We start from the raw sequence: 13,534 nt of genomic DNA, 5'->3' as shown, positions 1-13,534 counted from the left end.
GATGAGTTTGGGCAATGCTTTGCAGGGTGTATGGGGTCGGGTGCCGCTGGAGGCCTGGCGGATGCTCACGTGGCTGGGCGACAGCGGCCTGCTGCTGCCGGTGGCGGTGTTCGTCGCGCTGGTGCTGCTGCGCGTGGGCCACGGCCTGCGCCGGCCGGCGCTGACGTGGTGCGTGGTGTTCGGGGCGTGCGGGCTGGCGGTGATGGCCTCGAAGCTGGCCTTCATGGGGTGGGGCATCGGCAGCGCGCGCTTCAACTTCACGGGCTTCAGCGGCCACACCGCGATCGGCACCGCGCTGTGGCCGGTCGCGCTGTGGCTGATGGCGACGGCCTGGCAGCGGCGTCATCCGCGGCCGGTCGGTGCGGTGCCAGGGGGCGCGCAGCCCGGTGTCGGCGGCACCGTCGCGGACCGGGGCGAAGAGCGGCTGCGCCGTGTCGCCGTGCTGGCCGGCTGGGCGCTGGGCGGCGCCATCGGCATCTCGCGCCTGGCGCTGCGCGCGCATTCGATCTCGGAAGTGGCGACCGGCTTCCTGGTCGGCCTCGTCGCGAGCACGGTGTTCCTGGCCCTCGTCTGGCGCCGGACGCGGCCGCCGCGCGCGCATCCGGCGCTGTTGCTGGTCCTGCTGGTGCCGCTGGCCTTCTTCGGGCCGGACGCGCCGGCGCCCACGCACCAGCTGCTCGAACGCATCGCGATGCGCCTGGCCGGCATCGACCGGCCGTTCAAGCGCATGGACCTGTTCGGCCCCGAGCGCGGCGGCACGCGCGGCAGCGTCGACGCGCCCCGCGCGGGACCGCCACGCGTCCCGGCGCTGCCTGGCGGCTGAAGCCGGACGACGTCGAGCCGGCCGGACATTCGAAAGGGGAGGTGACGACCGATGAGCAAGTCCTTGCGACTGTCGGAGAAATGGTTCCGCCGCGGCCTGTGGGCGGTGGCGGTGGTGTTCGCCGGTTTCCTGATCGGCCTGGGCGGCACCGTGGTGGGCGACCTGCCGCAGGTCGAGCGCACGCTGCAGCTCGACGACTTCGTCGATCGCGCCGCCGCCGTGCCGCTGCGCGCCGCGATCCAGCGGGCCGAGGCCGTCGAGCGCCGCGCGGCGCGCGAGGAGGAACAGGCGCAGCTCGCCCACGACGCCGCCGCGCGGGCCAGCGCCAACGCGCGCGAGACCTTCGGCAACTGGCTCGCGACGCGGCGCGCCACCGCGCTGCCCGCGCAGGACGCGGAGCTGATCGAGCGCACCCGCGCGCTCGATGCGCTGAAGGACGCCGAGGAGGCCGCCCAGCAGCGCGTCGCCGCGCCGCGCCAAGCCGCGCTCGACGCCCGGCAGGCGCAGGAGGACGCCCGGCAACGTCTCGACGTGCTGGAGCAGGCGGCGCAGAAACAGCTCGACGACGCCCAGCGCCGCGCCGAGCTGCGCGTGTTCGGCTACCGGCTCGCGCTGACGCTGCCGTTGCTGGTCGTCGCCGGCTGGCTGTTCGCCCGCCACCGCCGGAGCACGTACTGGCCCTTCGTCTGGGGCTTCGTCTTCTTCGCATTGTTCGCCTTCTTCGTCGAGCTGGTGCCCTACCTGCCGAGCTACGGCGGCTACGTGCGCTACGCCGTCGGCATCGTGGTCACGGTGCTGGTCGGGCGCTACGCCATCGTGGCGCTCAACCGCTACCTGGAGCGCCAGAAGCTGGCCGAGACCCGGCCCGACGTCGTCCGGCGCGAGGAACTGAGCTACGACACCGCGCTGGTGCGGCTGGGCCAGGGCATGTGCCCGGGCTGCGAACGGCCGGTCGACCTGAAGAACCCGGCGATCGACTTCTGCCCGCACTGCGGTATCGGCCTGCACGACCGCTGCGGCGTGTGCGGCACGCGCAAGAGCGCGTTCTCGAAGTTCTGCCACGCCTGCGGCACCGCCGCCCAGGCCGTGCCGCGCGAGGACGACGAGGCCGCGGCCGGCGTCAGACCCCGCGCGCCCGGTCCTGTCTGAAGCGCAGCCGGAACTCGGCGAAGCGCCCGGCGTCGAGCGCCTCGCGGACCTCGCGCATCAGGTTGAGGTAGTAGTGCAGGTTGTGGATGGTGCACAGCATCGGCCCGAGCATCTCGCCGCAGCGGTCGAGGTGGTGCAGGTAGGCGCGGCTGAAGCCCTCGCGGCCGCCGTCGTCCCAGCTCGTGCCGGAGGTGCCCGCGCAGGCGTGGCAGGTGCAGCTGGGGTCGACCGGCCGCGGGTCGGTCTTGTGGCGGGCGTTGCGCATCTTCAGGTCGCCGAAGCGCGTGAACATCGTGCCGTTGCGCGCGTTGCGGGTCGGCATCACGCAGTCGAACATGTCGACGCCGTCGGCCACGCCCTGCACCAGGTCCTCGGGCGTGCCCACGCCCATCAGGTAGCGCGGCTTGTGCGCCGGCAGCCGGTGCGGCGTGTGGGCCATGATGCGCAGCATCTCGTCCTTGGGCTCGCCCACGCTGACGCCGCCGATGGCGTAGCCGGGGAAGTCCATCTCGACCAGCGCGGCCAGCGACTCCTCGCGCAGGCCCTCGAACATGCCGCCCTGCACGATGCCGAAGAGCGCGTTGCGGTTCGCGAGGCGCGCGAACTCCGTGCGGCAGCGCTTCGCCCAGCGCAGGCTGAGTTCCATCGACGTGCGCGCCTCGGCCTCGGTGGTGATGTGGCCGGCGGTGTCGTAGGGCGTGCATTCGTCGAACTGCATGACGATGTCGCTGTCGAGGATGGTCTGGATCTGCATCGAGACCTCGGGCGTGAGGAAGAGCTTGTCGCCGTTGACCGGCGAGGCGAACTTCACGCCTTCCTCGCTGATCTTGCGCATCGCCCCGAGCGACCAGACTTGGAAGCCGCCCGAGTCGGTGAGGATGGGCTTGTCCCATTTCTCGAACGCGTGCAGCCCGCCGAAGCCCGCCATGACGTCGAGGCCGGGGCGCATCCAGAGGTGGAAGGTGTTGCCCAGGATGATCTGCGCGCCCATCTCCTCGAGGCTGCGCGGCATCACGCCCTTGACGGTGCCGTAGGTGCCCACGGGCATGAAGATCGGCGTCTGCACCACGCCGTGGTTGAGCGTGAGCGTGCCGCGCCGGGCGTGGCTCGTGGGGTCGGTGGCGAGGAGGTCGAAATTCAGCATGTGGCGTCTCGGGAGGTGCGTTCCAGCAGCATGGCATCGCCATAGCTGAAGAACCGGTAGCGGTGGGCGATGGCGTGGGCGTAGAGCGCCATCACGCGCTCGTACCCCGCCAGGGCGCTGACCAGCATCATCAAGGTGCTCTTGGGCAGGTGGAAGTTGGTCAGCAGCAGGTCGACGTGGCGGAACGCGAAGCCCGGGGTGATGAAGATGCGCGTGTCGCCGGCGGCCTCGCCGCTCGCGGCCCACGACTCCAGGGTGCGCACGGTGGTCGTGCCGACGGCGACGACGCGGCCGCCGCGCGCCCGGCACTCGGCGATGGCGCGCTGCGTGGCCTCGGGCACGTCGTAGCGCTCGGCGTGCATGGTGTGCTCGGCGATGTTCTCGGTCTTCACCGGCTGGAAGGTGCCCGCGCCCACGTGCAGCGTGACGCTGGCGCGCCGCACGCCGCCGGCCTCGAGCCGCGCCAGCAGGGCCTCGTCGAAGTGCAGGGCGGCGGTGGGCGCCGCCACGGCGCCGGGCACGCGGGCGAACACGGTCTGGTAGCGGCGCTCGTCGTCGGCCGAGTCGGTGTGCGCGATGTAGGGCGGCAGCGGCACGTGGCCGCAGCGCGCCATGAGCGCGTAGGCGTCCTCGCCGGCATCGCTCGCGAAGGCGAAGCGGAACAGGGCGCCGTCGTCCGTCGGCCAGCGCCCGAGCAGCGTGGCCGTGAAGCCGCCGACCATGCGCAGCACGGTGCCCACGGGCGGCTTCTTGCTGACCTTCATGTGGGCGACGACCTCGCCGTCGGCGAGCACGCGCTCGACCAGCAGCTCGAGCCGGCCGCCGGTGGGCTTCTCGCCGAAGAGCCGCGCCTTGACCACGCGGGTGTCGTTGAAGACCAGCAGGTCGCCCGCGCGCAGCAGGTCGGGCAGGTCGCGGAAGACGCGGTCGACCGGCGCGTCGCGCGTGCCGTCGAGCAGGCGGGACGACGTGCGTTCGGCGGCGGGATGCTGCGCCACCAGGTCGGGCGGCAGGGCGAAGTCGAAATCGGAGAGCGTGAAGGCGCGCATGGTGCTTGAGGGCCGGACGGGCCCGTGCCAAGGAGGCATGGGAAGGACGGGAAAAGGAGGGTTCCGGCAAGGGCCGGAAGCGATGGAAAAGCGCTCGGGATTCTCCCATGGCGGCAGAATCGGTCCATGCCTCCGCCCTCCGACCCCCGTCCGGCCGCCGCGCCGGCCTTTTCGCCGCAGGACCCGGACGCGCCGCCGCGCTTCGGCACCCGGGCGCAGCACGTGCTGGTGACCGGCGGCACCGGCTTCATCGGCCGCGAACTCATCGCCGCACTGCGCGCCGACGGCCACCTGGTGAGCGTGTGGACGCGCGACCCCGCCGCCGCGCGTTTCGATCCGGCCGTGCGCCGCGTGGCGCGGCTGGAGGAACTGGGCGCCGCGCCGGCCGTCGACGTGGTGGTCAACCTGGCCGGCGCGCCGATCGTCGGGCCGCGCTGGAGCGAGCGCCGCAAGGCCGAACTGCTGCGCAGCCGCGAGGGCCTGACGACCACGCTGGTGGCGTGGATCGAGACGCTGCCGAAGCGGCCGTGGCTGCTGATCTCCGGCTCGGCCATCGGCTACTACGGCGTGCAGCGGCAGGACGATCCGGCGGTGCTGACCGAGGCGAGTCCGCCGCAGACGATCTTCATGTCGCGGCTGTGCCAGCGCTGGGAGGCCGCCGCCGGCACCGCCGCCCGGCTGGGCGTGCGCGTGGCGCTCACGCGCTTCGGCTTCGTCATGGGCCACGGGGGCTCGCTGCCCAGATTGCTGCTGCCGGTGCGCCTGGGCGTGGGCGGGCGCCTGGGCACCGGCCGGCAGACGCTGTCGTGGGTGCACGTGCGGGACGTCGTGCGCGGCATGGCGCACGTGTGGAACCTCGCCGCCGTGCCGGCGGGCGGCGCGGCGTCGCCGCAGGTCTACAACTTCACGGCCCCGGGAGCGCTGTCGCAGGAGGATTTCATGCGCACCGCCGCGGCCGTGCTGCACCGGCCGTTCTGGCTGCCGACGCCGGCCGCGCCGGTGCGCCTGGCGCTCGGCGAGCAGGCCGACATCCTGCTCGAAGGCCAGCGCGTCGCGCCGGCGCATCTGCTGGCCACCGGCTTCCGCTTCCGCTTCCCCGATGCGCGCAGCGCCCTGCAGGACCTCTGCTGAACGTGCCGCCCGCGTCCGCTTCCTCTCCCCCCCGGGCCTCGGCGCCGGCCACCGGCCCGGCCGTCGCTCCGCCAGGTGCTCCGGCGCCCGCCGCGCGCCCGACACCGCCCGGTACCGGACCGAGCCCGGCCCAGCGCGCGCTGCGCAAGCTCGGCCTGGTGCGCGACATCGACTTCGCCCTCTACCTGCCGATGCGCTACGAGGACGAGACGCGCATCGTCCGCCTGGCCGACGTGCACGACGGCGACGTGGCCCAGATCGAGGCCGTGGTGACCCACAGCGAGGTCAGCTGGCGGCCGCGCCGGCAGCTGATCGTGATGGTCGACGACGGCAGCGACACCTGCCAGTTGCGCTTCTTCAACTTCTACCCGTCGCTGCAGGCCCAGCTTGCCGTCGGCGCCCGGGTGCGGGTGCGCGGCGAGGTGCGCGGCGGCTTCCTCGGGCGGCAGATGATGCATCCGGCCGTCAAGGCCGCCGGCACCGCGCTGCCCGAGGCGCTCACGCCGGTCTATCCGACGGTCGCCGGCCTCGCCCAGCCGATGCTCCGGCGCGAGGTGCGCGCCGGTCTGGCGCGCGCGCGGCTCGACGAGACCGTGCCGTCCTGGGCCGCGCTGGAGAACGCCTGGGACCTGAGTCAGGCCCTGCACTTCCTGCACTATCCGGCGCCCGACGTCTCCATCGCCGCGCTGGAGGACCGCAGCCATCCGGCCTGGCAGCGACTGAAGGCCGAGGAACTGCTGGCCCAGCAGCTGTCGCAGTGGCAGGCCCGGCGCGAGCGGGCCGCGCAGCGCGCGCCGGCACTGGCGCCGTCGGCGGCCGGCGATTCGCTGCATGCGCAGCTGCTGGCCGTGCTGCCGTTCGGCCTGACGGGCGCGCAGCGGCGCGTCGGCGCGGAGATCACGGCCGACCTGGCGCGCGAGGTGCCGATGCACCGCCTGCTGCAGGGCGACGTCGGCTCCGGCAAGACGGTGGTGGCGGCGCTGGCGGCGGCGCGCGCCATCGACGCCGGCTTCCAGTGCGCGCTGATGGCGCCCACCGAGATCCTCGCGGCCCAGCACTTCGGCAAGCTCGTCGGCTGGCTCGACCCGCTGCTGGCCGCGCGCGGCCGGCGCGTGGCCTGGCTCACCGGCAGCCAGAAGAAGAAGGAGCGCGACCACATGTCGGCCGCCGTCGAGAGCGGCGAGGCGGCCCTGGTGATCGGCACGCACGCCGTCATCTCGGAGAAGACGCGCTTCGCCCGCCTGGGGCTGGCGATCATCGACGAGCAGCACCGCTTCGGCGTCGCGCAGCGCCTGGCCTTGCGCGGCAAGGCGGCGCTCGAACCCGCGCCCGGTGCCACCCCGGGGGCCGCCGCCGTCGCGCTGGAGCCGCACCTGCTGATGATGAGCGCCACGCCCATCCCGCGCACCCTGGCGATGAGCTACTACGCCGACCTCGACGTCTCCACGCTCGACGAGCTGCCGCCCGGGCGCACGCCCATCGTCACCAAGCTGGTGGCCGAGCACCGGCGCGACGAGGTCGTCGGGCGCATCCGCTCGCAGCTCGCGCAGGGCCGACAGGTCTACTGGGTCTGTCCGCTGATCGAGGAGAGCGAGGCCGTCGACCTGCGTAACGCCACCGAGACGCGCGACGAACTCGCCGGGATGCTGGGGGAGGGCGTCGAGGTCGGCCTGCTGCACTCGCGCATGCCCACGCCCGAGAAGCAGGAGGTGATGGCGCGCTTCACCGTCAACGCGGTCCAGGTGCTGGTGAGCACCACCGTGATCGAGGTCGGCGTGGACGTGCCCAACGCCTCGCTGATGGTGATCGAGCATGCCGAGCGCTTCGGCCTGTCGCAGCTCCACCAGCTGCGCGGGCGCGTCGGGCGCGGCGCGGCGGCGTCGGCCTGCGTGCTGCTCTACGCGCCCAACGAGGCCGGCCGCGTCGGCGAGACGGCGCGCGCGCGCCTCAAGGCGATGGCCGAGACCGGCGACGGCTTCGAGATCGCCCGGCGCGACCTGGAGATCCGCGGCCCCGGCGAATTCCTCGGCGCCAAGCAGTCCGGCGCGCCGCTGCTGCGCTTCGCCGATCTCGACGACGACGCGCTGCTGCTCGACTGGGCACGCGAACTCGCGCCGAGGATGCTCGACCGCGACCCCGAGCTGGCGCAGCGCCACGTCGAGCGCTGGCTCGGCGGCAAGGCGCAGTACCTCAAGGCCTGAAAACCTCAGGCCGGCCGGCGGGCGAAAGCCAGGAGCAGGCCGAAGCCGATCATCGTGCCGCCGCTCGCGCGGTTGAACCAGCGCATCGCGCGGCCGCCCCGCGCCAGCGTGCGCATGCGCGCGCCGAGCAGCGCGTACAGCGCGATCGCGACCGTCTCCAGCACGAGGAAGGTCGCGCCCAGCAGCAGGTAGCTCGCGGCATAGGCCCCGGGTGCGACGAACTGCGGCAGGAAGGCGGTGAAGATCAGGATCGCCTTGGGGTTGCCGATGGCCACGGTGAACTCCTGCCGGGCCAGCGTCCGGGGCGAGGGCGGCGCCGCGCCGGCCGTGGCGGCGGCCCCCATCGCCGGGGCCGGCGCGCGCAGCAGCCGCACGCCGATCCACACCAGATAGGCCGCGCCCAACCACTTGAGGGCGTTGAACGCGATCTCGGAGGCCGCCAGCACGGCGCCCATGCCCAGCCCGGCGATGGCGATCATCAGCGCGAAGGCCGCCAGGCGGCCGCTCGCCGCCAGCACCGCGACGCCCACGCCGTGGCGCGCGCAGTTGGTGACGGACAGCAGGTTGTTGGGGCCGAAGGCCATGTTCAGCGCGAAGCAGGCCGGCAGGTAGAGCAGGTAGGCGGACAGGGTCATGGCGGGATGGGCGGCGAAGCCGTTCACGGAAGAGACGGAAAGCGCGAAGGGGCGATCCCGGACTGCGCATAATTCTGCCGAGACATGACCCTCACCGAACTCAAATACATCGTCGCGGTCGCCCGGGAGCGGCATTTCGGCAAGGCGGCGGAAGCCTGCCACGTCTCGCAGCCGACGCTGTCGGTGGCGATCAAGAAGCTGGAGGACGAGCTGGAGGTGAAGCTGTTCGAGCGCAGCGCCACCGAGGTCACGGTCACGCCGCTGGGGGGCCAGATCGTGCAGCAGGCCCAGAGCGTGCTCGAACAGGCGGCCAGCATCAAGGAGATCGCCAAGCGCGGCAAGGACCCGCTCTCGGGCGCCCTGAACCTCGGGATCATCTACACCATCGGTCCGTACCTGCTGCCCGACCTGGTGCGCCAGAACATCGCGCGCACGCCGCAGATGCCCTTGATGCTGCAGGAGCACTTCACCGCCAAGCTGCTGGAGATGCTGCGCGCCGGCGAGATCGACTGCGCCATCATGGCCGAGCCCTTCCCCGACACCAATCTGGCGCTCGCCCCGCTCTACGACGAGCCCTTCATCGCCGTGGTGCCCGCGAACCATCCGCTGGCGGCGCGCGAGTCCATCACGTCCGACGAGCTCAAGAGCGAGACCATGCTGCTGCTGGGCACCGGCCACTGCTTCCGCGACCACGTGCTCGAGGTGTGCCCCGAGTTCGCGCGCTTCTCCAGCAACGCCGAGGGCATCCGCAAGAGCTTCGAGGGCTCGTCGCTGGAGACCATCAAGCACATGGTCGCCTCGGGCATGGGCGTGACGCTGGTGCCGCGGCTGTCGGTGCCGCCCGAGGCCATGAAGCCCCGGGCCAAGGGGCGCGGCGAGGCCGAGCCGGCGATGGTGCGTTACCTCCCCGTCGACGACGGCCAGGGGCGCGCGCCACCGACCCGGCGCGTCGTGCTGGCCTGGCGCCGCAGTTTCACCCGCTACGAGGCCATCGCGGCCCTGCGCAACGCGATCTATGCCTGCGAGCTGCCGGGCGTGCTGCGGCTTTCGTGATTGGCCGACACGCATCGCGCGCCGAAGCTGCCACCATCCAGCGTCCGATCCCCGGGATCGCTCGCCCGCGTGGTGCGGCGCCGATCCCCGATCCTCCCCGTTCAACCTCATCAACCCCTGTCTGAAGGACTCCTCGTCATGGCCAAGGAAAACGGTAAATCCGTGAAGAAAATCAAGTCGACCTTCGAGGCGCCCAGCGCCGGCGAAGGCACCGTGCCCACCAAGGGCGAGGTGCCGGTCTCGCAGGAGTCCGGCGGCCGCAACTCGCCCATCATCAACATCGGCATCGAGCGCCAGGACCGCGCCGCCATCGCCGAGGGCCTCAGCCGCGTGCTGGCCGACACCTACACGCTCTACCTCACGACCCACAACTTCCACTGGAACGTCACCGGTCCGCATTTCAACTCGCTCCACGCGATGTTCATGGACCAGTACACCGAGCTGTGGAACTCGACCGACGTCATCGCCGAGCGCATCCGCGCCCTGGGCCACTACGCGCCCGGCTCGTACGCCGAGTTCAGCAAGATCGCCACCGTGCCCGACGTCCCCCAGAGCCCGCCCAAGGCGATGGAGATGGTGCGCATCCTGGTCAAGGGCCACGAGACCGTCTCGCGCATCGCGCGCGAGTTCATCCCCGTGGCGGAGGAGGCCGGCGACGACCCGACGGCCGACATGCTGACCGCGCGCTGCACGGTGCACGACCAGACGGCCTGGATGCTGCGCTCGCTTCTGGAGGAGTAAGCACACCCCCAGTCTTCGCGCACTGCGTGTCGCTTCGCCAACCCCCTTGCAGGGGGCGACACCGGTGGCCCGGCGGAGCCGGTTCCACGGTGTCCCTGGCGCGGGGTGGCTCGCTTCGCGTCGCTGAAGGTGGGTCGGGTGCTTGCATCGATGCTCCGGCGGAGCAGCCGATGACCTCCGGTGCGACTTCCACACCGAGCGGCACAATGCCGCTCTTTTCGTTTGGAGCTTCGACCATGGCCCGCGGTCGCGTCGCGCTGTACCTCGATCTGATCCGCTGGAACCGGCCGGCCGGGTGGCTGCTGCTGCTGTGGCCGACGCTGGGGGCGCTGTGGTTCGCGGCGGGCGGGTGGCCGGGCTGGCACCTGCTGGCGGTGTTCGTGCTCGGCACGATCCTGATGCGCAGCGCCGGGTGCTGCGTCAACGACGTCGCCGACCGCGACTTCGACCGGCACGTCAAGCGCACGGCGCAGCGGCCGGTGACGAGCGGCGCCGTCTCCACCCGCGAGGCGCTGGGACTGGGCGCCGTGCTCGCGCTGGCGGCCTTCGGCCTCGCGCTGACGACGAACGCGGCGGTGATCGCCTGGTCCTTCGCCGGGCTGGCGGTGACGCTGGCCTATCCCTTCGCCAAGCGGTTCGTGTCGCTGCCGCAGGCGGTGCTGGGGGTGGCGTTCTCGATCGGCATCCCGATGGCCTTCTGCGCCGCGGGCGGGCCGGACGTGCCGATGCGCGAGGCCCTGGCGCGGGTGCCGGCGTACGGCTGGGCCCTCTTGGTCGGCAACCTGGCCTGGGTGCTGGCCTACGACACCGAGTACGCGATGGTCGACCGCGACGACGACCTGCGGATCGGCATGAAGACCTCGGCCATCACCTTCGGCCGTTTCGACGTGGCGGCGGTGATGCTGTGCTACGCCGCGTTCCTGCTGCTCTGGGGCGTTTGCGGGCTGCGCGCCGGGCTGGGCGTGCCGCTGCTGATCGGGATCGGCGTCGCGGCGTTCCAGGCGATCTGGCACTGGCGGCTGATCCGCGACCGCACGCGCGAGGGCTGCTTCAAGGCCTTCCGCCTCAACCACTGGCTGGGATTCGCGGTCTTCGCGGGCGTCGTGGCCGGCTTCGCGCTGCGCTGACCACGGGAACCGTCGTCCCGACGGACCGGCCGGCCTGGACACGCGGCCACGCCGTCGGATGGCGTGGCGCCGGTCCTCGTTCCCACCGACTCAGGCGCGGCCGAACTCGTCGGCCAGTTCCCCGGCCCGCCGTTCGGCGGCGCGGATCGCCGTCTTGAAGCGCGCCTTGACGTCGGCCGCCTCCATCGACTGCAGTGCCGCGTGGGTCGTCCCGCCCTTGGACGTCACGCGCGCGCGCAGCACCGAGGGCGGCTCGTCGGCCGAGCGCGCCAGCGCCGAGGCGCCGGTGAACGTGCCGATGGCCAGGCGCTGCGCCTGCTCGGGCGGCAGGCCCATCTCGATGCCGGCCTCGGTCATGGCCTCGATGAAATAGAAGACGTAGGCCGGGCCCGAACCCGACATCGCCGTCACGGCGTCGAGCGCCGCTTCGGCATCGACCCACAGCAGTTCGCCCGTGGGGCGCAGCACGCGCTCGACCAGCGCCCGTCCCTCGTCCGGCACGCCGGCACGAGCGAACAGACCGGTCATGCCCTGGCCGACCAGCGCCGGCGTGTTGGGCATGGCGCGCACGACGGCCTCGGTGCCCAGCCAGCGCGCGATGCTCGCCGACGGAATGCCCGCCGCCACGCTCAGGTGCAGCGCATCGCGCGCATGCGATCCCACGGCGGCGGCGGCCTCGGCGAAGGTCTGCGGCTTCACGGCCCACACCACCAGCGCGCAGCGCCCGAGCGCCGCGCCGGCGGCGGCCTGCGCGGTGACGCCGAACTGCTGGGCCAGCCGCGCCCGGGCTTCCTCGAACGGCTCGACGACCTCGACCGCCCCGGCGGGCAGGCCCTGGCGGATCAGTCCGCCGAGGATCGCGCCGGCCATGTTGCCGCCGCCGATGAAGGCGATCGGCGGCAGCGAGGCGGCGGGCGACACGGAGGTTCCGGACGAGACGGACGACGGGATGGACGGCATGACAGGGCTCCTGGGAGGGCGACGAAGGCGGAAAGGACGTCGCGCGATTGTCGCTTCGCCGCCGCGGCGTCGGCGTCGGCCCCAAGACCGAGGTTGACAAGCGTAGAAGGGTCTGCCACAATCGCGGGCTTCGCTTCAAAAAGGCGAAGCTTCTGCCCAGCGGAAGCGCCCCGAGTGGTTCGGGGTGCGGACGACGGGCCCAAGACTGATCGGGGTTCTCGCTTGCTGTCCAGCAGGCGCCGCCCGGTACAAGTTGGGAACCAATCGAAATGATCCAAACTGAATCCAGGCTCGAAGTGGCCGACAACACAGGCGCGAAATCCGTCCTGTGCATCAAGGTGCTCGGCGGTTCCAAGCGGCGCTACGCCAGCGTGGGCGACGTCATCAAGGTGAGCATCAAGGAAGCCGCTCCGCGGGGTCGCGTCAAGAAGGGCGAGATCTACAGCGCAGTGGTGGTCCGCACCGCCAAGGGCATCCGTCGCGCCGACGGTTCGCTCGTCAAGTTCGACGGCAACGCCGCCGTCCTGCTCAACGCCAAGCTGGAGCCGATCGGCACCCGCATCTTCGGACCGGTCACGCGCGAACTGCGCACCGAGAAGTTCATGAAGATCGTGTCGCTGGCACCCGAAGTTCTGTAAGGACAACATCGTCATGAACAAGATTCGCAAGGGCGACCAGGTCATCGTGTTGACCGGCCGCGACAAGGGCAAGCGCGGCACCGTCTCGCTGCGCAAGGACGATTCGCACCTGATCGTCGACGGCATCAACACCGTCAAGAAGCACACCAAGCCGAACCCCCTCAAGGGCACGACCGGTGGCATCGTCGAGAAGACCATGCCGATCCATCAATCGAACGTGGCGATCTTCAATGCCGCGACCGGCAAGGCCGATCGCGTGGGCATCAAGATCACGGACGGCAAGCGCGTGCGCGTCTTCAAGTCCAGCGGCGACGAAATCAAGACCGCCTAAGGAAAGATTCACATGGCACGTCTCCAACAAATCTACCGCGAGAAGATCGCGAAAGACCTGACCGAAAAGTTCGGCTACACCTCGCCGATGCAGGTCCCGCGCCTGACCAAGATCACGCTCAACATGGGTGTGGGCGAAGCGGTCGCCGACAAGAAGGTCCTCGACAACGCCGTCGCCGACCTCACGAAGATCGCCGGTCAGAAGCCCGTGGTCACCAAGTCGAAGAAGGCCATCGCCGGTTTCAAGATCCGCGAGAACCAGCCCATCGGCTGCATGGTCACGCTGCGCGGCGTCCAGATGTACGAGTTCCTCGATCGCTTCGTGACCGTGGCCCTGCCGCGCGTGCGCGACTTCCGCGGCATCTCCGGCCGCGCCTTCGACGGCCGTGGCAACTACAACATCGGCGTCAAAGAGCAGATCATTTTCCCCGAGATCGAATACGACAAGGTCGATGCCCTGCGCGGTCTCAACATCAGCATCACGACGACGGCCAAGAACGACGAGGAAGCCAAGGCGCTTCTCGCCGGCTTCCGTTTTCCGTTCAAGAACTGA

At 71.4% G+C, this 13,534-nt stretch carries 14 protein-coding genes; 10 read left to right on the top strand and 4 right to left on the bottom strand.

The window, feature by feature from the left end:
- Window position 1 precedes the first annotated feature (1 nt).
- Together ABID77_RS18915 and ABID77_RS18910 are read left to right on the top strand one after the other, a co-directional pair.
- Window positions 2-823, top strand: coding sequence for a phosphatase PAP2 family protein (locus ABID77_RS18915; RefSeq protein ID WP_429599100.1), 822 nt, complete (start codon window positions 2-4; stop codon window positions 821-823).
- 51 nt (window positions 824-874) lie between these two features.
- On the top strand, window positions 875-1,972 hold the full coding sequence (locus ABID77_RS18910) for a serine endopeptidase (protein WP_429599097.1): 1,098 nt from the start codon (window positions 875-877) through the stop codon (window positions 1,970-1,972).
- Here the strand turns inward: ABID77_RS18910 and tgt are convergent.
- On the bottom strand, window positions 1,944-3,116 hold the full coding sequence (gene tgt, locus ABID77_RS18905) for a tRNA guanosine(34) transglycosylase Tgt (protein WP_429599094.1): 1,173 nt from the start codon (window positions 3,114-3,116) through the stop codon (window positions 1,944-1,946). The genes ABID77_RS18910 and tgt overlap by 29 nt on opposite strands.
- Window positions 3,110-4,165: a tRNA preQ1(34) S-adenosylmethionine ribosyltransferase-isomerase QueA gene (gene queA, locus ABID77_RS18900; RefSeq protein ID WP_429599091.1), complete on the bottom strand. Its 1,056-nt coding sequence runs from the start codon at window positions 4,163-4,165 to the stop codon at window positions 3,110-3,112. Before queA ends, tgt begins: the two co-directional genes overlap by 7 nt.
- A gap of 126 nt (window positions 4,166-4,291) precedes the next feature.
- Between queA and ABID77_RS18895 the strand changes: the two genes are divergently transcribed.
- Both ABID77_RS18895 and recG read left to right on the top strand, forming a co-directional pair.
- On the top strand, window positions 4,292-5,296 hold the full coding sequence (locus ABID77_RS18895) for a TIGR01777 family oxidoreductase (RefSeq protein ID WP_429599088.1): 1,005 nt from the start codon (window positions 4,292-4,294) through the stop codon (window positions 5,294-5,296).
- On the top strand, window positions 5,290-7,497 hold the full coding sequence (gene recG, locus ABID77_RS18890; RefSeq protein ID WP_429599294.1) for an ATP-dependent DNA helicase RecG: 2,208 nt from the start codon (window positions 5,290-5,292) through the stop codon (window positions 7,495-7,497). The genes ABID77_RS18895 and recG overlap by 7 nt, the downstream gene beginning before the upstream one ends.
- A gap of 5 nt (window positions 7,498-7,502) precedes the next feature.
- Here the strand turns inward: recG and ABID77_RS18885 are convergent, their stop codons facing one another.
- Complete coding sequence (locus ABID77_RS18885) at window positions 7,503-8,132, bottom strand: LysE family translocator (protein ID WP_429599084.1); 630 nt, start codon at window positions 8,130-8,132, stop codon at window positions 7,503-7,505.
- Window positions 8,133-8,216: 84 nt separating this feature from the next.
- On the opposite strand from ABID77_RS18885, the gene ABID77_RS18880 reads away from it, so the two are divergent.
- The 3 genes from ABID77_RS18880 (at window position 8,217) to ubiA (ending at window position 11,053) form a co-directional block, all read left to right on the top strand.
- Window positions 8,217-9,185 carry a LysR substrate-binding domain-containing protein gene (locus ABID77_RS18880; protein WP_429599081.1) on the top strand — a complete coding sequence of 323 codons (969 nt, stop codon included), beginning with the start codon at window positions 8,217-8,219 and terminating at the stop codon, window positions 9,183-9,185.
- Window positions 9,186-9,323: 138 nt separating this feature from the next.
- Window positions 9,324-9,926 carry a Dps family protein gene (locus tag ABID77_RS18875; RefSeq protein ID WP_429599078.1) on the top strand — a complete coding sequence of 201 codons (603 nt, stop codon included), beginning with the start codon at window positions 9,324-9,326 and terminating at the stop codon, window positions 9,924-9,926.
- Between the two features lie 236 nt (window positions 9,927-10,162).
- On the top strand, window positions 10,163-11,053 hold the full coding sequence (gene ubiA / locus ABID77_RS18870; protein ID WP_429599075.1) for a 4-hydroxybenzoate octaprenyltransferase: 891 nt from the start codon (window positions 10,163-10,165) through the stop codon (window positions 11,051-11,053).
- Between the two features lie 90 nt (window positions 11,054-11,143).
- Here ubiA and proC read toward each other — a convergent pair whose 3' ends face one another.
- Window positions 11,144-12,013 (bottom strand): pyrroline-5-carboxylate reductase, encoded by an 870-nt coding sequence (gene proC / locus ABID77_RS18865; protein WP_429599071.1) that lies wholly within the window; start codon window positions 12,011-12,013, stop codon window positions 11,144-11,146.
- 269 nt (window positions 12,014-12,282) lie between these two features.
- Here proC and rplN point away from each other — a divergent pair, with 269 nt between their 5' ends.
- Genes rplN through rplE form a run of 3 tightly spaced genes read left to right on the top strand, consistent with a single transcriptional unit; the run spans window position 12,283 to window position 13,534 of the window.
- Window positions 12,283-12,651 carry a 50S ribosomal protein L14 gene (rplN, locus tag ABID77_RS18860; protein WP_009124801.1) on the top strand — a complete coding sequence of 123 codons (369 nt, stop codon included), beginning with the start codon at window positions 12,283-12,285 and terminating at the stop codon, window positions 12,649-12,651.
- Between the two features lie 13 nt (window positions 12,652-12,664).
- Window positions 12,665-12,982 (top strand): 50S ribosomal protein L24, encoded by a 318-nt coding sequence (gene rplX, locus ABID77_RS18855; RefSeq protein ID WP_429599068.1) that lies wholly within the window; start codon window positions 12,665-12,667, stop codon window positions 12,980-12,982.
- A gap of 12 nt (window positions 12,983-12,994) precedes the next feature.
- Complete coding sequence (gene rplE / locus ABID77_RS18850; protein ID WP_296316319.1) at window positions 12,995-13,534, top strand: 50S ribosomal protein L5; 540 nt, start codon at window positions 12,995-12,997, stop codon at window positions 13,532-13,534.

The sequence above is a fragment of the Variovorax sp. PvP013 genome, from assembly GCF_050435945.1.
Taxonomy (GTDB): domain Bacteria; phylum Pseudomonadota; class Gammaproteobacteria; order Burkholderiales; family Burkholderiaceae_C; genus Variovorax.
This window is presented reverse-complemented; position numbering and strand designations above follow the sequence as displayed.

What these genes read in the sequence shown, in the direction of transcription:
- ABID77_RS18880 (WP_429599081.1), top strand. Translation starts at nt 8,217, where the DNA reads ATGACCCTCACCGAACTCAAATACATCGTCGCGGTCGCCCGGGAGCGG.
- tgt (WP_429599094.1), bottom strand. Translation starts at nt 3,116, where the DNA reads ATGCTGAATTTCGACCTCCTCGCCACCGACCCCACGAGCCACGCCCGG.
- rplX (WP_429599068.1), top strand. Translation starts at nt 12,665, where the DNA reads ATGAACAAGATTCGCAAGGGCGACCAGGTCATCGTGTTGACCGGCCGC.
- ABID77_RS18895 (WP_429599088.1), top strand. Translation starts at nt 4,292, where the DNA reads ATGCCTCCGCCCTCCGACCCCCGTCCGGCCGCCGCGCCGGCCTTTTCG.
- ABID77_RS18885 (WP_429599084.1), bottom strand. Translation starts at nt 8,132, where the DNA reads ATGACCCTGTCCGCCTACCTGCTCTACCTGCCGGCCTGCTTCGCGCTG.
- ubiA (WP_429599075.1), top strand. Translation starts at nt 10,163, where the DNA reads ATGGCCCGCGGTCGCGTCGCGCTGTACCTCGATCTGATCCGCTGGAAC.
- rplE (WP_296316319.1), top strand. Translation starts at nt 12,995, where the DNA reads ATGGCACGTCTCCAACAAATCTACCGCGAGAAGATCGCGAAAGACCTG.
- ABID77_RS18875 (WP_429599078.1), top strand. Translation starts at nt 9,324, where the DNA reads ATGGCCAAGGAAAACGGTAAATCCGTGAAGAAAATCAAGTCGACCTTC.
- proC (WP_429599071.1), bottom strand. Translation starts at nt 12,013, where the DNA reads ATGCCGTCCATCCCGTCGTCCGTCTCGTCCGGAACCTCCGTGTCGCCC.
- ABID77_RS18910 (WP_429599097.1), top strand. Translation starts at nt 875, where the DNA reads ATGAGCAAGTCCTTGCGACTGTCGGAGAAATGGTTCCGCCGCGGCCTG.
- ABID77_RS18915 (WP_429599100.1), top strand. Translation starts at nt 2, where the DNA reads ATGAGTTTGGGCAATGCTTTGCAGGGTGTATGGGGTCGGGTGCCGCTG.
- rplN (WP_009124801.1), top strand. Translation starts at nt 12,283, where the DNA reads ATGATCCAAACTGAATCCAGGCTCGAAGTGGCCGACAACACAGGCGCG.
- queA (WP_429599091.1), bottom strand. Translation starts at nt 4,165, where the DNA reads ATGCGCGCCTTCACGCTCTCCGATTTCGACTTCGCCCTGCCGCCCGAC.